The organism is Sporichthyaceae bacterium (assembly GCA_036269075.1).
Classification (GTDB): Bacteria; Actinomycetota; Actinomycetes; order Sporichthyales; family Sporichthyaceae; genus DASQPJ01.
Genome location: DATASX010000080.1, coordinates 33,511 through 54,144 on the forward strand (window position 1 = coordinate 33,511; position 20,634 = coordinate 54,144).

The window sequence follows — 20,634 nt, forward strand, 5'->3', positions numbered from 1 at the left end:
GCGGTCCTTGGTCAGGATTGAACGCATGTTCCGTGGGCGCGGGGATTGGCCGTTCGCTCAAAGATCGATGGGCCGAAAGTTCGTCACCCACACGGGCGTGGCGCCCCATCACGGCCTCCCGGCGGAGCTCGGGCACGGCGGCTTCATCGATTCAGCCTAGGTCGCACATCCGACAAAACCGGGCAGCCGCGCCCGTGCGCCGTGGGCCTACATAACGGCTCGGCGCGCGATCGCGCGCTTTGGCCCGCTGTTGTCCTCGAGATCGCTAACGTCTGGTGACGCGAAATTGAATCACCAGCGACGGGGACCCGGCCGGATGAATTACCACCTCTTCCGCACGATCAACGACTGGTCGGGCAACAGCGGGCTCGACGACCTGATGAAATTCGCCGCCAAGGACCTGCTTTTCCTGGTGTTCGCGGGCTTCGCGCTGCTGTGTGGACAGCGCTTGCGAGACAAGGACTACCGTCCGGTCGCGTTGGCGTTCGGCGGACTGGTGCTGACCTTCGCGTTCGCACAGATCGCGGCGAAGGTTCACACCGAGGCCAGGCCGTTCGTGACCCATCCCTCGGCGCACACGTTGATCTCGCATGCCAAGGACCAGTCGTTCCCGAGCGACCACGCCACCGCGGCGTTCGGGATCGCCTTGGCGGTCGCGTTGTTCCTCTCCGTGCGTTGGGGCGCGCTGATGTTCGTCCTGGGGTTGTGGATCGGGGTGGCCCGCATCTACGTCGGGGTGCACTACCCCGGTGACATCGCCGGCGCCCTGCTGGTGGCGGCGCTTGGTGTCGCGGTGATGGCGGTCATCGGGCGCTTCCTGCCCGACCTCGCGGCCGGGCCGGCCCCGAAGGCCATGGCCGGGCGCTGAGCCCGGTGGGCTGCCTCGATCAGGCTGCCTCGATCAGGCTGCCTCGATCAGGCTGCGTGGCGCGGGCTGCTGCGCCGGCGGAACAGCCAGGCGAACATGCTCAGCCGGCTGTCCTTGGCCGGCGTCGGATCGTAGCCCGGCCACATCGGCTCGGTCTGCGCTCTCGGCCCTGGCGCCTTGAACAGATTGCCGTGCGTGCTCACGTCGCTCCCCGAGAACTTGCAGCTGAAGTAGTGCCCCGCAGCGCAAGTTAGGGGAGCCGGCGGCGTGTCGCCGACGGTTCTGGAGAAGATCAACCGAACGTAGGACCCAGCTTTGCGCTGGCGCTGTCCGCTTTGTCGTTCAGTCGAGAAGTGAGCGGAAAACCGTGCCAGTTCGCGGTTTAGGGTGGAAGAACGTCGACTTCGGCGGCATCAGCCCGCGTGCCGCGGCAGTCGCCCGGATCTGCTCGACGGACACCGGGCGCAACAGGATCGCGGCCTGCGCGCGGCCGGCGCGAACCGCGGCGACCGCCCGGGAGACCCCGTGCTGGTAGGTCAGTTCGTGCTCGGGTAGTTCGGCGACCGCGGCAGCCACCGTCTCGGAGTCCAACGGCTCGACGACGCCCGGGCCGCTCGGGTGCCGGGGCCGGAGCAGGCGCAGCCCGTCCGGCGTGATCAAGGCCAGGGCGCGCTCGGCCACCAGGCGGGCCACCACCCCGGCGTCCGGGAACGGCTCGAGTTCGCCGACGTCGAAGCTCTTGCCCAGCGCCTGCGCCGGGTCGGCGTCGCCGGGCAGGCCGGCGATCAGTCGGTGGATCGGTTGCACCGTCAGTTGGTCGTGGTCCAGTTCGACCATCAGGCACAGGGTGGCGTCGGCACCGGCGGGGGAGCCGTCGGTGTCGGCGTGGATCAGACAGGTCGACAGCCGGTGGTGGCCGTCGGCGACGACCACGGGCGAGGCCGCGATCGCCTCGGACAGCGCCCGCACGGCGGCCGGGTCGTCCAGGCGCCAGATCTCGTGGCGGATCCCGTCCGGGTCGGTCCAGGAGTCGATCGGCTCGGCGGTCTCCAGCGCGATCCGGCCGGTGAGCCCGGTGGTCAGCGACAGCCCCCAGATCGCCGAGAGGTTGGCCTGCGTGGCCCGCAGCAACGACAGTCGGTCGCTGTGCGCCTTCGGGGTGGTGTGCTCGTGCGGCAGCACATCGGCCCGCGCGGCCGGCGAGATGCCCAGCGCGCCGAGCACCCCCAACGTGGAACGAGTCGCGCCGGTCTCGTCGGTGAACGTCATCCGGTACGGGTAGAACGCCGGCGCGTCCGAGCGCAGGACGCCGTCGGCACGCCAGGAGTTCAGGGTCTGCGCGGCGACCGCGTACGGGTCCGGGCCGTCCTCGACCACCGGCATGTCGATGCGGACGACGTTGTGCGGGTGCTGCGCGGCCAACGCGGCCCGCTCGTCGGGATCGATGACGTCGTAGGGCGGCGCAGTCACCACGGCCAGGTCGTCGACGGCGTACCGGATCCCGGGGAACGGCGCGAACTGCGGCATGCCCGAGATCCTTGCACCCGGCGCCCGGTCCACCCGGCGCGGCTCGACCTCAGCCCCAACCCTTCCCGTCGTCGAGCTCCTCCAGGACGCGGACCAGGCGCAACCGGGAGTCCTGGCCACGGACCAGGGTCAGCGACTGACGGCGTCCGCCGGTCCGCAACGCGGCGTCCGGCGGCGATTCGTACATGGCCGCGGTCACCTCGACCACGTCGTGCGGCAAGACCCGCACGGCCACGCCGTCGGTCCAGAGCCCGCGGTGGGCGCGGCCCGCGCCCTGGAACTCCTCCAGAGTTTCCCGGACGCGGTAGGCGCTCGGATCAATGTGCCGAGCCGTCAGGTCCGCGTCGGTGAAATTCTGGTTCGCGGCCTCGACCATGGTCGAGCGCCAGACCTCGAGCAGCTCACGTGCCTCCGCAGCGTCGGCTCGTTCGGCGACGGTCGGTCGATCCAGTATGTGGTGGGCGCCGGCTGCGGCGGCCAGGGCAACCAGCACCACCGCGCCGAGCAACAGCGCGCGCCGGCGGGCGTGGCGGCGATCGGCCAGTTCGGCCGTCAACTGGGCGCGGAGCACTTCGGCCTCGGACGCTTTCGTCAGAAAGGTCACGTCCGAAAGTAGAGCCGAAGCTCACGCGAAGTGGAACACCTCGGTGCCGCTGGGGGCGCCGTATCGGCGGACCACCTTGTTGAGCTCGTCCTGCAGGTACATGACGCCGACGCCGAAGCACAGCCACATCAGCACGGCGGTGGGCGGGTCGCAGGTGCGCGGCAGTCCCGCGGCGGCCTGCGCGGCTTCGATCCGGGCCGCGGTGTGCTCGACGGCGAGGAACTGCGGAACGCCGAGCGGGGCACCGAGGGTGATCGAGACGGCCGACAGCAGCGGGCGACCGCCGATGCGGGCGTCGAACGCGCGCACCTCGCGGTTGACCGCGACGATCCACCACACGAAGTAGAGCCCGAGCGTGAGCACGCCGAGGGCGTAAACCGTGTACGGGTTCCGGTAGCGCGGCAGCGTGCCGACGGTCAGACTCTCCCGTGCCAGCAGCACGTCGGCGTCCTGCGACGTCAAGCCAGTCACCCCCCACGGATCGTCGGCTCGTCTGCACCGTAGAGCCGGGTCCGGGGTCACCGCGCGGGGAATGACCCAAGAGGGTGGCCGCGCGGACGTCAGTCCAACGAGAGCGTCCGCGCCTTCGCCCCGACCGCGAGGTCGAGGTCGTGGGTGGCCATCACGACGGTGCCGCCGCGGGCGGCGTAGCCGAGCAGGATCTCGGCCAGCACCGGCCGGAACTGCGCGTCGAGGCCGAACTCGGGGTCGTCGATCAGCAGCAGCCGGGACGGCTTGCAGAACGCGGCGGCCAGGCTCAGCCGCTGCCGCAGCCCCTGGGACAGCGTGTAGGGCTGGTCCTGCTCGCGCTTCTCGAGCCCGAAGGCTTCGCAGACCCGCGGGGGCAGCGGCCAGGAGTCGTCCTCCTCGCCGGCCATCCGGGACAGCTCCAGCACCTGGAGCACGTTGGCGCCGGGTTCCCACTCCGGCTCCCCGGCGGTCAGGATCACGTGGGGGGCCACTTCGGGGTCGTCCGGCGCGTGGTCCAGCACCCGCAGGGCGCCGGTGTCCGTCGGGATCTGCCCGGCCAGCAGGCGCAGCAACGTGCTCTTGCCCGAGCCGATGTCGCCGAGCACCGCGACGATCTCGCCGGCTTCCACCGAGAGGTTCAGCCCGGCGAAGACCGGATAGCCGCCCAACCGCACGCCGACACCCTCGGCCGAGACAACCGCCATGCCGCCTACCCTAAGGCGGCCCCGCACACCAGATCATCGATGATCTGGCGGGGGTTCTCTCATACGCCAGACGTCACGCCAGGCCCGGTTCGGGGCCGAAATCTGACGCCGCGCCTCTGCCAGAGTCACGCCGGGCCCGATTCGGGGCCGAAATCTGACGCCCCGCGTATGAGAGTGCGCGCTGCGCTCATCGATGATCGTGCGGATTCAGATCACGGCCTCGTCGCGGAGGGCCAAGATCTCCGGTTCGGAACGCCCCAGCTCTCGTAGGATCGCCTCGGTGTGCTCGCCCAGTTCCGGCACCGGGTCCATCCGGGGGTCCGCGCCGGGCATCGAGATCGGCGGCAGCAGCGCGGCCAGTTCGCCGACGGGGGAGTCGATCCGGCGCCACCGGTCGCGGCCGGACAGCTGCGGGTGCTCGAGCAATCCGGCGACCTCGTTCATTCGGCCGTTCGCGATCCGGGCCCGGTCCAGCCGTTCGGTCAACGCCGCCATCGTCAGGGCCCCGACCACCGCGTCCAGCGCGGCGGACAGTTCGCCGCGGTTGGCCACCCGCAGCGAGTTCGAGGCGAACCGGGGATCGGTGGCCAGCTCCGGGTGCTCCAGCACGCCGGCGCAGAACGAGGCCCACTCCCGCTCGTTCTGGATGGCGATCACCACCTCGCCGTCAGCCGCGGTGAACGGGCCGTAGGGGGCGATGGCCGGATGCGCGGCGCCGAAACGCGTCGGTGGGGTGCCGCCGTAGGCGGTGAAGTAGAGCGGGTAGCCCATCCATTCGGTCAGCGCGTCGAAGAGCGAGATCTCCATCGCGCGGCCGCGACCGGTGCGACCGCGTTCGACCAACGCGGCCAGGATCCCGGAGAACGCGTACATCCCGGCGGCGATGTCGGCGACCGGGATGCCGGCCTTCGAGGGCGTCTCCGGGGAGCCGGTGATCGACAGCACGCCGGTCTCGGCCTGGATCAACAGGTCGTAGGCCTTCGCGTCGCGGTACGGGCCGGCGCTGCCGAACCCGGAAATCGAGCAGTGCACCAACCTCGGATGACGGTCCGTCAGTTCCGTTGCGCCCAGGCCGAGTCGCTCGGCAGCGCCCGGGGCGAAGTTCTGCACGAACACATCGGCGTCGTCGAGCAACTCCCGCACAATCGCGAGCCCACGTGGGTCTTTCAGGTCCAGCGTCAGGCTTTCCTTGGACCGGTTGAGCCACACGAAATGGCTCGACATGCCTTTGACGGTCTCGTCGTAGGCCCGGGCGAAGTCGCCGACCCCGGGGCGCTCGATCTTGATCACGCGAGCCCCGAGGTCGGCCAGATGCCTGGTCGCCAGCGGGGCGGCGACGGCCTGTTCGCAGCTCACCACCCTCAGCCCAGCCAGCGGGAGTGTGCCCGGCGCGCTCACGTCGTCGGCCCTCTCGATCATCTGCTGCCGGCGTGTGGACCTATCGCTCCTCCGATACGTCCACAGTTGGCAGAGGATTGACAACTAGCGGTCCGGCCGAGCCTAACGACCGCGGTGGGGGCGTCTGGGCGGCACCGGGCTGACGCGTGCCCTCGTGCGCCTTGCACACGGCGATCTGCGTGCGGCGGTGCGGTACCACCCGATGGGTCCGGTACTCGGCCTGCTGCTGATCGGCTGGGCCTGTTCGGGAGAAGCGCACGCCGACACGGCACTCGACCCTCGGCGCTGGACCGAGGGCCGTTTCCGGAAGGTCGCCCTGGGTGCCGTCACGGTGGGCTGGCTCGGTTGGGCGTCTCGCCGGGCAACCACCGCGATGCGTCCGACGTCCAGCGTCCGCTAGGCCCCGCAACGTCGGACGGCAACGCCGCAAAGACGGACGAACCCCGCGGGCCCGAAGGCTGACGGGGTTCGTCCGTCCTGGTTACAGACCGATCGCGATGGTCTTGGTCTGGGTGTAACCGAGCATGCCTTCGAAGCCCTTCTCGCGGCCGTAGCCGGACTTCTTCCAACCACCGAAGGGAAGCTCGACGCCGCCGGCGGCGCCGTAGGTGTTGATGAACACCTGGCCGGTCTTGATCTTCTTCGCCATGCGCAGCGCGCGCCCTGCGTCCTTGGTCCAGACACCGGCGACCAGACCGAACTCGGTCGCGTTCGCCAGCCGGATCGCGTCGGCCTCGTCGGAAAACTTCGTGCCGACGAGCACCGGGCCGAAGATCTCCTCCTTGAACAGGTAGCCGCTCTCCGGGACGTTGGTGAAGAACGTCGGCTCCATGAAGTACCCGTCGCCCTGGGCCTCCGCGCGCTTGCCGCCGACGACCAGGTCGCCCTCGGCGAGCTTGATGCCCTCGGCGACCATTCCGGAGACGGTGTCCAACTGCTTGGCCGACACGATCGGGCCCATGCCCGGGTCGGTCATTCCGTGGCCCAGCGTGATCTTGCGGAACTCCGCGGCGATCAGCTCGTTGACCTCGTCGTAGCAGGCCTCGTGGATCAGGACGCGGGAACCGGCCGAACAGGTCTGGCCGGCGTTCTGGATGATCGAGTTGACGACCTGCGGGATCGCGTCGGCCATGTCGGCGTCGGGGAAGATGATGTTCGGCGACTTGCCACCGAGCTCGAGCACGACCGGGATGACGTGCTTGGCGGCGTTGATCGCGACCTGCTCGCCGACCGGACGCGAACCGGTGAACGAGACGTGGTCGATGCCGTCGTGCAGGGTGATCGCGTTGCCGACCGTGGAACCCGGGCCCTGGATGACATTCCAGACACCGGGCGGGAATCCGGCCTCGAGCGCCAACTGGGCGAGCACGGTCGCGTTGACCGGGGTCAGCTCGGCCGGCTTGAGCACGCAGCAGTTCCCGGCGGCCAGCGACGGGGCCAACGTGCGGGCGATCATCTGCAGCGGGTAGTTCCACGGCGTGATGTGGCCGGTGACGCCGAACGGCTCACGGATCGTCATGCCGAACACGGACGGGGCGGTCTGCAGGGTGTCGCCGTCGAGGCACTCGACGATCGAGCCGTAGTACTCGAAGTACCGGGCGACCGCGACGACGTCCTTCTTGGCCTGGCTGATCGGCTTGCCGACGTCCTTGGTCTCGTACTCGGCGATCTTGTCGCCGTCGCGCAGGATCAGGTCGGCGACCTTGCGCATCAGGCGGCCACGCTCGACGGCGGGGGTGTCCGACCACCCGCCGTCGTAGGCGGCGCGGGCGGCCTTGGCGGCGAGGTCGACCTCGGCCGGGCCGCACTGGCCCGCCTCGGCCCACTTCTGCGCGTTGCCCGGGTCGATGACGTCGAGAACGCCGTCGTGGCCGTCGATTTCCTTACCGTCGATGATCGAGGGAATGCGAAGCAAGGGAACTCCTAATTAGACGCGGATGGCCGGGCGGGTCAGATGCCGCGGCCGCCGTCGATCGGCAGGACGACGCCGGTGAGGAACGCGGCCTCGTCGGAGGCGAAGAACGCGGCCGCCTCGGCGATGTCCTCAGCGGTGGCCAGACGGCCCAGCGGGATCCCCGCGATGAACTTGGCCTTGCCCTCCTCGAAGTTGTTCTTGGCGCCGATGAATGAGGCGAGCATCGGGGTGTCGGTGGCGACCGGGGCCAGGCAGTTCACCCGGATGTTGTCGTTGGCCAACTCCAGGGCCAGGACCTTGGCCAGGTGGTTCGATGCGGCCTTCGACGGCGCGTAACCGCTGAATCCGGGACGGGCCCGCTCACCCATGATCGAGCCGACGACGACGATCGAGCCGCCACCGCGCTGCCGCATCGCCGGGGCCGCGGCGCGCGCGCCGAGCCACGGGCCGCGCACGTTCACCTGGAAGGTCTTGTCGAACAGGCCCTCGGACAACTCCTCGAACGGGGTCGGGTCGTGTGCGATGCCGGCGTTGGCGACCAGCACGTCGAGGCCACCGTAGGTGGTCACGGCGAGGTCGACGGCAGCCTGGTTGTCGGCGGCGCTGGTCACGTCGGCGGCGATGGCAACCGCCTGGCCGCCGTCACCGGCGACCTCCTTCGCGACCGCTTCGGCCTTCGCGCCGTCCAGGTCCGAGACGACCACGGAGGCGCCGAGTGCCGCCATCAGAAGGCTGGTGGCCCGGCCCATGCCGGATCCTCCACCTGTGACGATGGCTACCTTGCCCGACAGGGAGACCACGTTCTGCTCCTTAGGTACGTGAAATGGGCAGCCACGGCGGCGCGCGACTGCGGTCCTGGGGCCGACGCTCGCACCGCCTCGGGACGGGGATCCGGTGCTGGCCCTGCTGGAAATCCTAAGTCGCGACATTCCCGGACATAAGGTCCGCGAGGTGTGGCACCGGGCACGCTCCGGACCCCCGATCAGCCCTCCGACCTGGGCCGGAGCAGCAAATGGTGACGCAGCCCACGCTGCCCGCAGCGCATCATCCAGGCGTGGTTGGCCCGGAACGCCGGACGGGCCACGGCCAGCCACCGCAGCAGCGGCCGGTGCACCTCCACCCGTTCGTGGAACTCGGCCCGGGTGCCGTCGGACGTGGGTACCAGATGCCATCCCGTGAACCCCGCCAGGTCGCCGGTCAGCCGGGCCCGAAGCACCCCGCGGTCGCGGTCGGCGTCCACCCGGTGCGCCGTCATCCGCAGGTCGTAGGGAAGCGTCGAGCGGACCACGACATTGCACGTGTCGTCGTCCAGGCGCTCGGCCCGGCGCACCTGCGGCCACCACAGCGGATAGTGGTCCAACCGCTCCAGTGCGGCGAAGACCACGTCGCGGTCCGCCGGCAGGTGCCACGCGCCGGTGAACGAGTACGTGTGGTTCACGGCGCACATTCTGCCGGGCCGCCTGGACCTCGCGAACCTTGCGCCGGGTCACGCAGCGACCACTCGAACGGCGTAACCGACGAGCCGGACGAGTCGGATTTTGCGGAAGCTGTGGTCGGAACCGGACGAGACATGGCTGCGTCTCAGAGTTGGCTCAGCTCCCGCAAAGACGGGCCAGCTTGGCTGAAAGCCGCGTCACGGACCGTCCCGGACGCAACTGGCTTGGAGGGGATCGCGGTGCACTGGAACGCCCACCTGGATCGGCTGCAGTCGGCTTGCGTCACCGCGGAGCGCGCGCCCGCCGCCGACTCCGTGGCCCAGGTCATCGACACCGTCACAGACCTGGTAGCGCTGCACCTGGACCTGCCGCGGCGACCATTTCTCGACCCGGCGACCCGTCGGGCGCTGGAGATCGCCGACCTGCACCTGGCGCTGGCCCGGGAGCACGCCGCGCCGTTCGGCCCGTCCGCCGTCCCGGCCGACCTGAGCGTGCACGCCGTCCTGCGCGATGCCGCTGCGCTGCTCGACACGCTGCTGCGCAGCGGCGCCGTCGTCGCCACCGACGGCTCGCGCGACCGCTACCTGCATCTGCGCGCCGCGGTCCGCGCACTGCGTGGCCAGCCGCTGATCCCGGCCCAGCGCAAGAGCGGCTCCGCCTCGGCCTGAGCTCCCCGCGCCGGGGCGGCGTCGAAGAGCCACCTATTGTGTCGATTCCGAGCGGGAGGAGACAGCAGGTGTTGCGGCCAGGCGCTCCGCCGGCGGCTGCGGCGCTCCTGCTCCTCCTCTGCGCCTGCTCGGCCACCGGAACGGTCGCGCCCACCAGCGGCGACGCAGGCTTCGTCGAGGGCGCCGGTGCGGTGACCATCATCGCGCCGGACCACCGCGGCGCCCCGGTCGCGCTCTCCGGCCCGCTGGTCGGCGGCGGCGACTTCGACGTCGCCGCGCACCGGGGGACCGTCTTCCTGCTCAACGTGTGGGGCTCCTGGTGCGCACCGTGCCGCCGGGAGGCCCCAGAGCTGGAGAAGGCCTGGAACGACGTCCCGCACGACTCCGTGCAGTTCCTCGGCATCAACACCCGCGACGATGCGGACGCCTCCGCGGTTGCCTTCGAGCGCCGCTTCGACGTCACCTACCCGAGCCTGCGCGACCCGGACGGGCACCTGCAGCTGACATTCCGCACCACGCTGCCGCCCCGGGCGATCCCCAGCACGCTGATCCTGGACAAAGAGGGCCGGGTCGCGGCGCGGATCCTGGGCGGCAGTGACGAGCGGACGTTCACCCAACTGGTCCAACAGATCCGTGCAGAGGTCTGATCTTGTTCGGGCGCTGGTATTGCGCCAGTAAAGGTTTCCGGGGTGGATCGTCGAGCCATGTCGGGTTCGGGTGGTGGGCAGCCGTCTTACGAAGAGTGCCGCCCGTGGCCGGGCTCGCCCCGGAAACCCCTCATCAATTTGTCCGGTAGACGTCCGGTTTGTGCTCACCGCAACGGAGCAACCGCAATCCGTAACCGAGGCAGGACTGCCTGTGAGCTTGTCTAATGAGCGGAACCGCGGTCCTGCGGGCGCCCGTCTCAGCCGCGAAACAACGAAGCGCCACACCAAGACGGATCCTCTCGCCGGGGGGCTTGAGATTCGGACGGGCGCCTTCGCCGCAGACATCCTCGAGGGGGAACACCGAACATGTCCGGTCGTCACGCTGGTCAGACCGCCACTCGCAAGCGCCTCGTCCGTATCGCCACCGTCTCCGCCGTCGCCGCCGTCCCGCTGGGCGTCGTCGCCGCCGGTGCCGCCTCCGCCGACACCACGTCGCCGCTCGACACCTCCGCCGTCACCGGCCTGCTGGGCGGTTCGGACAGCGGCTCGGGCAGCCTGCTCGGCAACCTGCCGGTCGTCGGCAGCCTGCCGGTCGTGGGCGGCCTGGTCGGCACCGTCACCGGCGCTGCCGGTTCGGTCAGCTCCGACACCCCGGCTGCGGGTGTCCTGAGCAGCGCCTCCAACGACAGCAGCGGTCTCCCGGTCGTGGGCGGCCTGCTGAGCAACACCCCGGCTGCCGGGGTCCTGGGCACCGTCACCGGTCTCGCCTCGAACGGCCCGGCCAGTGGCGTGCTCGGCACGGTCACCGGCCTGACCTCGGGCGGCGGCGCTGCCGGCGTCGGTGGCCTCGTGGGCGGCCTGACCTCCGGCGGCCTCGGTGGCGTCGTCAACGGCCTGGGCCTGCAGGGTGTCACCGACACCCTGAAGCCGGTCACCGACACCGTGAACGGCCTGCTCAACGGCGTGACCGGCAACGGTGGCCTGCTCAGCGGCCTGCTCGGTGGCGGCAACTGCGACTCCAACGGTGGCCTGCTCGGCCTGGGCAACATCACCAACGGCCTGCTCGGTGGCCTGCTCGGTGGCGGCGGCAACGCATGCGCCACCGACGACAACGGCGGCCACCACAGCGGTGGGGGCAACAACGACGGTTACGAGAACGAGGCGCTGCCCCACACCGGTGGCAACTCGGACATGACCGCCCTGCTGCTCTGCTCCGGCCTGGGCATGGCCGGCGCCGGCGTCACCCTGGTGGCCCGTCGCCGCGGCGGCCTCGGCGCCTGAAAGCTCCGCAACTGATCGCTCCTGCGTCCGTCACCGCCTCGCGCGGTGGCGGGCGCAGCCGCGTGGTGCACCGCAGTGCACATTTTTCGGGCTCCTGGCCGCACGTGCTCCTTCGTCGCGCGCGTGGCCAGGAGTCCGAACTGTCAGTGCTCGGTGAGAACCTCCGAAAGACAGACGGCGACAGGCCACGAGTCGCGAATGACACCGGTGTTGTTCGGGCTTACGATGGCTGCGACCGCCGGTTCTTGAACACGGAGGATGCTCGATGGAATTCAGCAGCGTCGCCACTCTCGACCGCCCCCAGCTCGTTGAGTCCACCACCGGTGGGCTGACCGGGCGCGAGGCCCAGATCCTCGATTTCGAGCGGCAGTGGTGGCGGTACGCCGGGGCCAAGGAGAACGCGGTCTCCGAGTTGTTCGGGATCTCGGCCACGCAGTACTACCAGGTGCTCGGTGCCCTCATCGACCGCCCGGAGGCCCTGGCCCACGACCCGATGCTGGTCAAACGCCTGCGTCGGTTGCGTCACGCCCGGCAGCGGGCCCGGTCCGCGCGTCGCCTCGGTCGCGACGCCTAGGTTCTTCGTAGGAGTTCTGCACAATGCGCAACCGCGGGTATCGGGGTCGGCCAGGCGCAGCATTCGGGATGCTGGGCTCCTCGACGTTGGCCTCGCTGTCGGTCATCGCCCTGATCGGCGTGCTGCTGCTGGTCTTCGGCCAGCGCGTCGACCGGATGGACCGCGCCGTCGCTGCGCCCGCGGCCACGGTCGAGACGCCCCGCCCCGTCGCCACCCAGGCTCCGATCCCGGTGGCCCCGGCGCCGCGGTCGATCCCGCAGGCGGCGCCCGCCTCGACTGCCGCCCCGGTTGCACCAGCGCTGCCGGTGGTGCCCGCGCCGTCCGCCGCGCCAGGTTCGGACACGTTCGTGGCCGGGCCGCAGGTCGTGATCTTCGACCAGACCCGGCAACGCGATCTCGTGGTCGCCTTCCGGTCCGCACTGCGTTCGGCCGGCTGGGACGTGGCGGGCACCGGGCCGTGGTACGGCGCGGTGCCGGTGACCACCGTGTATTACCCGGCGGGTCAGGAGGCGGCCGCCAAGGCGCTGATGGCCAAGTTCCCGGAGATCACCCGCAGCCTGCCCGTCTTCGACGGAGTCCCGGCCGACAAGCTCACCGTGATCATCTGCAAGGACTTCAAGCTCACCTGAGTGCGGCGGCTACGGTCGAAGGGTGGCCGGTGCCCCTGATCCTCTTGCCGCGTACTCGGTCAGCCCCGCCGGCCGGGTCGGACTCTCCGTGTTGACGAGCTCGCGCGCCGATTCGCTGCTCGCGCTCGACTACGACGGAACGCTTGCCCCGATCGTGCTCGACCCCGCGGCGGCCCGACCCCAATCCGGCGCCCGCGCGGCGCTGGCCGCCGCTGCCGGGGTGTTCGGGCGGGTGGCGCTGGTCAGCGGCCGGGCCGCGAGCAGCCTCGTGGAGCTGCTCGACCTCACCGCGCGCGACGCGCCCGCCGTGACCGTGATCGGGGTCCACGGCCGCGAGAGCTGGCCGCCTGAACCCACCAACTTCGGGCTGCGTCCGCGCCCTTCGGATGCCCCGGAAGGGCGCCGACACACGCAGAAGATGGAGCGGGCCCTGGTGGAGCTCGAGGCGCTGGTGGCCTCGTTGCCGGCCGGCGTGCGGATCGAGGACAAGGGGCACTCGTTGGGCGTGCACTTCCGCGGTTGTGCCGATGCGGCGGCCGCCGCCGTCGACTCCACGGCCGCGGTTCGGGCGGTCGCGCAACGCTGCGGCCTCGAGGTGCTGCCCGGGCGGCTGGTCCTGGAGCTCCTCGAACCCGGACCGGACAAGGGCACGGCGTTGCGTGACCTCGTCGGCGACGCTCGGGCGGTGTGCTTCGTCGGCGACGACGTGGCAGACCTGGCCGCGTTCGCCGTCGTCGACCAGTTGCGTGCGGCCGGTGTGCCCGGGCTGAAAGTGGCCGTCGCGAACCCGGAGTCGCCGGCCCCGGCCGTAGCTGCCGACCTCGTGCTCGCCGACCCGGGAGCGGTGGTGAACTTCCTGACAGCCATTACAGGGGGCACTTCCCGGGACTGCTGAGACCAGCGCGACGAACCGTGGAAAGGATCTTGCCAACCCCAGGATCGCCGCGGAGCCGACCGACGCCGCACGGGCGATACAACGGTTCCGTGCGTTCGCTCCCGCATACCTGTCCACTCTGCGAAGCGACCTGCGGGCTGCTCGTCGGAGTGGAGAGCGACGGAACGCTGGAGGAGGTCCGCGGCGACCGCGACGACGTCCTCTCGGCCGGGTTCATCTGCCCGAAGGGCGTCGCCCTCAAGGGCCTGCACCAGGACCCGGACCGGTTGCGAACGCCGATGGTGCGCCGGGCCGGGCAGCTGCGTGAGTCGTCGTGGGGCGAGGCATGGGCCGAACTGGCCAATCGGCTGCCGCGGGTCGCCGACACCTACGGCCCGGACGCGATCGCCGTGTTCACCGGCAGCGGTGCGCTCGGTTCGCTCGGCGCCCGGCTCTACACCCGGGCACTGGCCGACGCGCTGGGCACACGCAACGTCTACTCGACCGCCACGATGTTCCTGCGCCCGCGGCAGGTCAGCTCCGGGCTGCTCTACGGCGACACCTCGGCGATCCCGGTCCCGGACGTGGACCGGACCACCTACCTGATGCTGCTCGGTACCAACCCGGTCACCTCGAACGGCGGCCTGGTCACCGCGCCGGACCTGCGCTCGAAGCTGCGGGCGCTGCGCCGGCGCGGCGGGCGCTACGTCGTCGTCGACCCGCGCCGCTCCAGCACCGCGGACGGTGCTGACGAGCACGTCCGGATCCGGCCGGGGACCGACGCGATCCTGCTGCTCGGCATGGTCCACGTGCTGATCGCCGACGGGCTGGTCAACATGGGCCGCCTGGCCGCGTTCACCGTCGGGCTGGCCGACGTGGCCGCGCTGGCCGCGGATTTCACGCCGGAGCGGGTGGCGCGGCGCACGCAGGTCGACGACCGGGCGGTGCGCCGATTGACCCGCGACCTGGCCGCGGCGCAGCCAGGCATCCTGCATGTCGGCGCCGGGCCGCTGACAACCCCGGACGCGACCGTGGTCAGCTGGCTGGTCGACGTGATCAACGTGCTGACCGGCAACCTGGACCGCCCGGGCGGCACGATGTTCCCGCTCCCGGCGCACTCGCCGTTCGAGCCCGCGCAACCGTTCGCGCTGTCCGGTCCGCGCACCCGCGTCCGCGGGTTGCCGATCCTGTGCGGCGAGGCCCCGGCCGCGGCCTTGTCCGAGGAGATGGACACCCCGGGCGTCGGCCGGGTCCGGGCGCTGCTGACCATCGGCGGGAACCCGGCCCGCTCGCTGCCCAACTCCGCCCGCTTCCGCGCCGCGGTGCGCCACCTGGACCTGATGGTCAGCGTCGACACCTATCTCAACGAGACCACCGCGCTGGCCGACATCGTCCTCCCGGTGCCCTCGCCGCTGGAGCGGCCGCACTACGCCCTGGACCGCTACGCGTTGGCCTGTCGCAACGTCGCGAAGTACTCCGCGCCGCCGCTGCCGATGCCGCTGGGCATGCACCCCGAGTGGGAGACCGTGGCCCGCCTGGCGCTGGCCGCGACCGGACGCGACGTCGAGGACGTAGAGGACTTCGACGAGGCGGTCGCCGCCGCACTGGCCGAGCAGTTCGGCGTCGACCTCGCGGACTTTCCCATGAAGCGGCACGGCCCGGAGCGACTGCTGGACATCCTGCTGTGCACCGGTCCCTACGGGTTGACCCTGGAGGACCTCGAGTGCAATCCGCACGGGGTCGACCTCGGTGAGCTCGAGCCGCGGTTGCCCGACCTGCTGGCGACCCAGGGCGAGGTGCTGAACCTGGCGCCGGAACCGCTGTTGGAGCAGGCCGCGCGGATCCGCGCCGCTTTGCGGAACCCCGACGACGCAGGTCTGCGCCTGGTGGGCCGCCGACACCTGCGCTCGGCCAACTCCTGGCTGCACAATCTGCCCGCGATGGTCTCCGGGGCGCGCCGCTGCACATTGCGGGTCCATCCCGAGGACGCGGCCGCACTCGGGTTGCGCGACGGCGGCATGGCCCGGGTGGTCTCGGAGACCGGTGAGGTCGTGGCGGCCGTCGAACTGACCGAGGATGTTTCGGTCGGGGTCGTCTCCTTGCCGCACGGCTGGGGGCACGACGAACCGGAGGCGCGGTTGCGGGTCGCGGCCGGGCGGCCCGGGGTCAACAGCAACCTGCTCACCGACGACGCCGTCGTCGACCCGTTGACCGGCAACGCGGTGTTCAACGGCATCCCGGTAGAGGTGTTCGCCGTCCGCGGCGACGCCCCGGCGGCCGAGGCCCCGGCCCCGGACCGACGCGCCGGACTGGAACGCCGCCGCAGCCCGCGCGGTCCCGGCGGCCTGGGCCCCGACTCCTTCGGCCCAGCCTGACCCGCCCCCTGACGAGGCGTCAGATCATGCTGTGGGCTGGGTTCACAGGCCGTCGAGCAGGTCGCGGAACCACTGTTCCGGGGCGCACCGGGCGGCAGCGTTCACCAGCCGCTCGCACCGGGCCGCGCGTTCGGCGGGGTCCATCCGCAGTGCTGTGTCCAGACCGCGGGCCGTCCCGGAGATGTCGTAGGGATTGACGGTCACCGCGTACGGGCCGAGGCTGTCGCAGGCGCCGGCCTCCCGGGACAGCACCAGCGCGGCGTCGCGGGTCGAGACCGCCGGGGCCTCCTTGGCCACCAGGTTCATCCCGTCCCGCACCGGGTTCACGATGATCACGTCGGCGATCCGGTACGCGGCCAGCGAACGCGGGAAGTCGTCGTCGGTGAACAGCAGCAGTGGCCGCCAGTTCTCGGTGCCGAACTCGTCGTCGATCTCGCGGGCGACCCGCTGCACCGAGGCGCTGTACTCGCGGTACTCGGGCAGGTCGTGCCGGCTCGGGTACGCGATCACCAGGTGCACCACCCGGCCCTGCCAGTGCGGCGCCTGGCGCAGCAGCTCCCGATAGGCGTACAGCCCGCGAACGATGTTCTTGGACAGCTCAGTGCGGTCGACGCGGACGATCGCAGCCCGGTCGCCGACCTGGTTGCGCAGCGTCGCTATGTGCATCGCGACGTCCGGGGCGCCGGCCCGCTCGCGCAGCGACGTCACGTCGATGCCCAGCGGGTGCACCCGGATGCGAGTGGTCCGGCCCTCGTAGGTGACCGTCATCCCCACGCGGTCGACCTCGGCGGCCAACGACTGCTCGCAGCAGTCCAGGAACGCCCGGGCCCACCGCGGGGTCAGGAAGCCGGCATGGTCGGCGCCGAGGATCCCGCGCAGCACCTGTGCGCCGACCTCGTCCGGCAGCATCCGGTAGTAGTCCGGCGGCGCCCACGGGGTGTGCGAGAAATGCGCCACCCGCAGGTCCGGCCGCAGTTTGCGCAACAACGCCGGCACCAGCGTCAGGTGGTAGTCCTGAACCAGCACCCGGGCGTCCGGGGCCGCATCGGCCGCGAGGGCCTCGGCGAAGGTGGTGTTGTAGCCGACGTAGTCGTTCCAGGCGCGGCTGAAGCTGTGGTCGAAGGCCGGGTTGCGCGCCACGTCGAACAGCAGGTGGTGGACGAACCACAGCACCGAGTTCGCGACCCCGTTGTACGCGTGGCTGAACACGGTCGGGTCGATCGGCAGCATCCGGACCCTGCCGCGCACCGCGTGCCCGGCCAGGTCCAGCCGGCCGTTCGGCGCGGTGTGCGCGGCCGTGCGGTCGGCGTCGGAAAGTGCCGCGCACACCCACATCGCGCGCTCGGCGACGCCGGACCGGTCCAGCCCGGCCACCAGGCCGCCGGCGCCGCGGGTCGCACTCAACCGGCCGTCCGGGCCCACGTGGAAGCTCAACGGGCCTCGGTTGGAAGCCAGCAATATCTCGGGCGGGCCTTCCGACATGGGCCACACGTTATCCGTTGCCCGGTCCGTCCACCTCGAGCCCGCGGGCGTGCACCGCGTCGACCACGGCCTGCAACTTCTCCGGCGTGAAGTGGTTGGCATGCATGAGGATCACGCCGCCTGCGGCCACCGGCGGGGTGAACGAGTTTCCGTCCCGGACCGCTTGCGCCATCTGCTCCGGCGGGTAGCCGGCCCAGTCGCGGCTGTCGACCGTCCAGCGGCAGGTCGCGTAGCCGTCCTTGGCGATCAGGTCCACGACCCGGGACGCCTCGGCGCCGGCCCCGTAGGGCGGACGCAGCAGTGGCGGCGCCCCGGCCGTCGGATGCGGGCCGGTGGTGATCTGCTCATGGATTCCGGCGTCGCTCAGGTCGTTCATCGCCAGGTGGTCCCGGGTGTGGTCCTGCACGATGTGTCCCGAGGACTCCAGGATGTGCCGGATCTCGGGGGTGACGTGGTTGAGGAAGAACCGCCCCCGGGCGTGGTTGCGTCCCAGGGTGTCGACCAGCGAGTGGGCGACCGCGACCGAGGGCACGTAGTCGTCGAAGGTCAGCCACACCGCCGGGCCGGGGTTGCCGCAGTTCTCGATCCGGTGGGCGGCCTCCAGACTGACCGGCCCGGAGACGGGACCGGAAGTGCGGAAGCGCACCGTGGGGGACTCCAGCGAGACTGCACCGCCGCCGGCCGCGTTCCAGCGGGCGTGGCCGGTGAGTTCCAGGTGCGTCAGCGAGGCCGGCGCCAACAGGTAGCAGGTGCGCGAGACGGTGGCCTGGCTCTGGTTGCGCCAGACATCTGTGCAGTCGGTGATCCGACTGCCGTCCGAGGCCGTCGCGCTCAGGGCGTCGGCGGGCAGGCCGGCGGGCGCGTCGTGCACGGTGACGATCACCGGGACGCGGGCGCCGGGGGAGTCGTAGATCGGCGCGGTCAGCACAACCCGGGCTTTCCCGCCGCTGTCCGCCGCGGCCGTCCAGGCGAACTGGGTGGCGGGCGCGGCGGTCGTGTCCGGGGTCGACGTGGCGGTCGGCGGGACCGCGACGGCACCGCTGCGGGCTGCCGCGCAGGCCGTCAACGCAAACATTGCGGTGGACAGGATTCCGAGGCGTGCAACCATCCGTCCATGCTGCCTCGGATCGGGTCCGCCGGTTGTTCCGGGAAAGGCAGATTTGGTGGCGAGTTGGTTACTCCACCTACTTCCATATTGCGCCCGTAACAAGCCTTGTTCCGGCAAATCCGGGTCAGGGTTGCTGTTCACGAAATTAGCGTGACTGCTCCGGAGATGGGCACGGACGGCACTGCTGCGGTCACTTCGACCGCCTTGTCGAAAAGTGCTCCGAAGAGCCAAAGGCGGCCGCCCGACAGGGTCGTCGGAGGAGTGACGATGACCGACGGACAGCGTCCCAAGCCCCGCCTCGGCGACGAGATGTCGCTGTGGCTGCAGGCGATCGCGGGTTCGGGCCGGGAGTTCCAGCGGCGCCGCGAATTGCGCCGCATCCCCTCGGCCCGCAGCACGGCTGCGCCGCAGCCTGTCCGGGCGGCAGGTTCGGCCAAGGCCGGATCGGCCGGCCTGTCCCGGAAGACTTCGCTCGTGGTCGCGGCCGCGGTCGTCGGCACTGCCGTGCCGGCCTGGGCGGTCGTCAACCTCATCTCCTCCCCGTCCGCGCAGGGCCCGAAGGTGGCCACCGAGAATCTGACGGTGGCCGGGCCCAAGGCCAAGCCCGTCGTGGCGCCGGTGGTGAACCAGGACGCACCCGCCGCCCCGGCTGCTCCGGCGGCACCCGCTGCCCCGGCTCCGGCCGCGGTCCCCGCGCAGCCGGCCGCCCCGGTGACCCCGGCAGTCCCGGCGCCCAAGGCACCGGTCGCGTCGGCCCCGGCCCCGGCTGCCGCCGCCGATTCCACCAAGTTGGCCGGCCCGAGCACGTCCCATGCGTCCACCCCGAGCACGAGCCGGAACTCCTCGTCGTCCGCCGGCTCAGCCCCGGCCTCCGTCGGCGGCTCGTCCGGTTCGTCCGGCTCCGGCGGCGGGGTGATCTCCACCGACCCCGGCTCCGGCAGGCACCGGCGGACCGACGACCAGCGGCCGGTCCAGAACCAGCAGCCCACACAGAGCCAGCACCCGGTCCAGAACCAGCAGCCCACGCAGCACCAGCAGCCCACGCAGAACCAGCGCCCGGTCCAGAACCAGCAGCCCACGCAGCACCAGCAACCCACGCAGAACCAGCGCCCGGTCCAGAACCAGCAGCCCACACAGCACCAGCAACCCACGCAGAGCCAGCGACCGGTCCAGAACCAGCAGCCGATCCAGAACCAGCAACCGGCGCAGAACCCCGGCCAGGTGCACAGCCAGCATCCGAGCCAGGGCGATCAGAGCGACCGCGGCCGGCACCGCCGGATGGACCACGCCTCGGATGCCGATTACTACTCCCCGCCCAGCACGGTGGTCGTGCAGCCCAACCATCCGATGCAACCGGCGCAACCGGCGCAGGCCCCGGCTGCCCCGCAGCAGCCCGCTCACACCCAGGCTCCGGCGGCCCCGCAACAGCCGGCCCCGCAGCAACCGGCCCAGCACCCCACCGAGACCAAGGCTCCGGCGGCCCCGCAGCAGCCCGCCCAGACCCAAGCCCCGGCTGCGCAGCCCGCCCAGCCGCAGGCGCCCGCGCGGCCGGCCCAGCCCGCGCAACCGCCGGCGACCTCGACCGAGGTCAACGACCCGGCGTCCCCGCCCAACAGCTCACCGGTGGCCGGCCACCAGGGCGCGCGGGACAGTCAGCCGACCGCCACTCCGACCCCGGGCACAACGACCCGGCCCACCTCCGATCGGCTCCCGGCCGACTCCGCGCCGGACGCGGCCCGGCCGGCCGGCAAGGCGGACCCGGCCTCGCTCCGCTAGCTGCACCCCAGTCACTCGAACCCCGGTCGGCGGTCACGCCGGCCGGGGTTCGTGGGCTGCGGCACAGCTCCGTCGCATCTCTGGCGCTTCGATTAGACTTCAACCGGTTCGCGCCTGGCGCGGGCTCACAACTTGAGACAGCTCATCCAGAGGGGCAGAGGGAACGGCCCGACGAAGCCCCGGCAACCACCCGCGCAGTTAAAACCGGCACCGACACGAAGCTGTGTCGGGCTGTACGCGGGAGCAGGTGCCAACTCCGGCCCGCCGGGCAACGCGTCCGCGGGAAAGATGAGGAGG

21 protein-coding genes and 1 riboswitch are annotated in these 20,634 nt (G+C 71.3%); of the genes, 10 read left to right on the plus strand and 11 right to left on the minus strand.

Annotated elements, in window-relative coordinates; translation table 11 throughout:
• The first annotated feature begins 316 nt into the window (after positions 1–316).
• A complete protein-coding gene (locus tag VHU88_13950) occupies positions 317–868 on the plus strand; it encodes a phosphatase PAP2 family protein (protein HEX3612784.1) in 552 nt (183 codons plus the stop codon).
• A gap of 47 nt (positions 869–915) precedes the next feature.
• Here VHU88_13950 and VHU88_13955 read toward each other — a convergent pair whose 3' ends face one another.
• The 6 genes from VHU88_13955 to VHU88_13980 all read right to left on the minus strand — a co-directional run bounded on the left by VHU88_13955 (position 916) and on the right by VHU88_13980 (position 5,593).
• Positions 916–1,071, minus strand: a complete 156-nt coding sequence (locus tag VHU88_13955; protein ID HEX3612785.1) for a hypothetical protein — start codon at positions 1,069–1,071, stop codon at positions 916–918.
• Positions 1,072–1,210: 139 nt separating this feature from the next.
• Entirely contained in the window at positions 1,211–2,395 is a 1,185-nt protein-coding gene (locus VHU88_13960; protein HEX3612786.1) for a DUF1015 domain-containing protein, read from the minus strand.
• A gap of 49 nt (positions 2,396–2,444) precedes the next feature.
• Positions 2,445–2,999, minus strand: coding sequence for a hypothetical protein (locus tag VHU88_13965; protein HEX3612787.1), 555 nt, complete (start codon positions 2,997–2,999; stop codon positions 2,445–2,447).
• A gap of 21 nt (positions 3,000–3,020) precedes the next feature.
• A complete protein-coding gene (locus tag VHU88_13970) occupies positions 3,021–3,461 on the minus strand; it encodes a hypothetical protein (GenBank protein ID HEX3612788.1) in 441 nt (146 codons plus the stop codon).
• A gap of 98 nt (positions 3,462–3,559) precedes the next feature.
• A complete protein-coding gene (locus VHU88_13975; GenBank protein ID HEX3612789.1) occupies positions 3,560–4,174 on the minus strand; it encodes an ATP-binding cassette domain-containing protein in 615 nt (204 codons plus the stop codon).
• A gap of 207 nt (positions 4,175–4,381) precedes the next feature.
• Positions 4,382–5,593 carry a CaiB/BaiF CoA-transferase family protein gene (locus tag VHU88_13980; GenBank protein ID HEX3612790.1) on the minus strand — a complete coding sequence of 404 codons (1,212 nt, stop codon included), beginning with the start codon at positions 5,591–5,593 and terminating at the stop codon, positions 4,382–4,384.
• A gap of 118 nt (positions 5,594–5,711) precedes the next feature.
• Between VHU88_13980 and VHU88_13985 the strand changes: the two genes are divergently transcribed.
• Complete coding sequence (locus VHU88_13985) at positions 5,712–5,972, plus strand: DUF2752 domain-containing protein (protein HEX3612791.1); 261 nt, start codon at positions 5,712–5,714, stop codon at positions 5,970–5,972.
• Between the two features lie 81 nt (positions 5,973–6,053).
• Here VHU88_13985 and VHU88_13990 read toward each other — a convergent pair whose 3' ends face one another.
• The 3 genes from VHU88_13990 to VHU88_14000 all read right to left on the minus strand — a co-directional run bounded on the left by VHU88_13990 (position 6,054) and on the right by VHU88_14000 (position 8,925).
• On the minus strand, positions 6,054–7,487 hold the full coding sequence (locus tag VHU88_13990; GenBank protein ID HEX3612792.1) for an aldehyde dehydrogenase family protein: 1,434 nt from the start codon (positions 7,485–7,487) through the stop codon (positions 6,054–6,056).
• Positions 7,488–7,522: 35 nt separating this feature from the next.
• Positions 7,523–8,287: an SDR family oxidoreductase gene (locus VHU88_13995; GenBank protein HEX3612793.1), complete on the minus strand. Its 765-nt coding sequence runs from the start codon at positions 8,285–8,287 to the stop codon at positions 7,523–7,525.
• Positions 8,288–8,469: 182 nt separating this feature from the next.
• On the minus strand, positions 8,470–8,925 hold the full coding sequence (locus VHU88_14000) for an SRPBCC family protein (protein ID HEX3612794.1): 456 nt from the start codon (positions 8,923–8,925) through the stop codon (positions 8,470–8,472).
• A 222-nt stretch (positions 8,926–9,147) separates the two neighbouring features.
• Here VHU88_14000 and VHU88_14005 point away from each other — a divergent pair, with 222 nt between their 5' ends.
• The 7 genes from VHU88_14005 to VHU88_14035 all read left to right on the plus strand — a co-directional run bounded on the left by VHU88_14005 (position 9,148) and on the right by VHU88_14035 (position 15,971).
• Positions 9,148–9,591 (plus strand): hypothetical protein, encoded by a 444-nt coding sequence (locus VHU88_14005; GenBank protein HEX3612795.1) that lies wholly within the window; start codon positions 9,148–9,150, stop codon positions 9,589–9,591.
• A gap of 68 nt (positions 9,592–9,659) precedes the next feature.
• Positions 9,660–10,238: a TlpA disulfide reductase family protein gene (locus tag VHU88_14010; GenBank protein HEX3612796.1), complete on the plus strand. Its 579-nt coding sequence runs from the start codon at positions 9,660–9,662 to the stop codon at positions 10,236–10,238.
• A 366-nt stretch (positions 10,239–10,604) separates the two neighbouring features.
• Positions 10,605–11,519, plus strand: coding sequence for a hypothetical protein (locus tag VHU88_14015; GenBank protein HEX3612797.1), 915 nt, complete (start codon positions 10,605–10,607; stop codon positions 11,517–11,519).
• A gap of 265 nt (positions 11,520–11,784) precedes the next feature.
• Entirely contained in the window at positions 11,785–12,093 is a 309-nt protein-coding gene (locus VHU88_14020) for a DUF3263 domain-containing protein (GenBank protein ID HEX3612798.1), read from the plus strand.
• A gap of 23 nt (positions 12,094–12,116) precedes the next feature.
• Complete coding sequence (locus tag VHU88_14025; GenBank protein ID HEX3612799.1) at positions 12,117–12,722, plus strand: LytR C-terminal domain-containing protein; 606 nt, start codon at positions 12,117–12,119, stop codon at positions 12,720–12,722.
• Between the two features lie 88 nt (positions 12,723–12,810).
• Complete coding sequence (gene otsB, locus VHU88_14030) at positions 12,811–13,617, plus strand: trehalose-phosphatase (GenBank protein ID HEX3612800.1); 807 nt, start codon at positions 12,811–12,813, stop codon at positions 13,615–13,617.
• An 89-nt stretch (positions 13,618–13,706) separates the two neighbouring features.
• The gene (locus VHU88_14035) at positions 13,707–15,971 is read left to right on the plus strand and encodes a molybdopterin-dependent oxidoreductase (GenBank protein ID HEX3612801.1); all 2,265 of its coding nucleotides are present in this window, start codon (positions 13,707–13,709) and stop codon (positions 15,969–15,971) included.
• Positions 15,972–16,013: 42 nt separating this feature from the next.
• Here the strand turns inward: VHU88_14035 and VHU88_14040 are convergent, their stop codons facing one another.
• Both VHU88_14040 and VHU88_14045 read right to left on the minus strand, forming a co-directional pair.
• Entirely contained in the window at positions 16,014–17,453 is a 1,440-nt protein-coding gene (locus VHU88_14040) for a trehalose-6-phosphate synthase (GenBank protein ID HEX3612802.1), read from the minus strand.
• A gap of 10 nt (positions 17,454–17,463) precedes the next feature.
• On the minus strand, positions 17,464–18,561 hold the full coding sequence (locus VHU88_14045) for a polysaccharide deacetylase family protein (protein ID HEX3612803.1): 1,098 nt from the start codon (positions 18,559–18,561) through the stop codon (positions 17,464–17,466).
• Between the two features lie 267 nt (positions 18,562–18,828).
• Between VHU88_14045 and VHU88_14050 the strand changes: the two genes are divergently transcribed.
• Complete coding sequence (locus VHU88_14050) at positions 18,829–20,337, plus strand: hypothetical protein (GenBank protein HEX3612804.1); 1,509 nt, start codon at positions 18,829–18,831, stop codon at positions 20,335–20,337.
• Between the two features lie 139 nt (positions 20,338–20,476).
• Positions 20,477–20,632: riboswitch (SAM riboswitch) on the plus strand.
• Positions 20,633–20,634 lie beyond the last annotated feature (2 nt).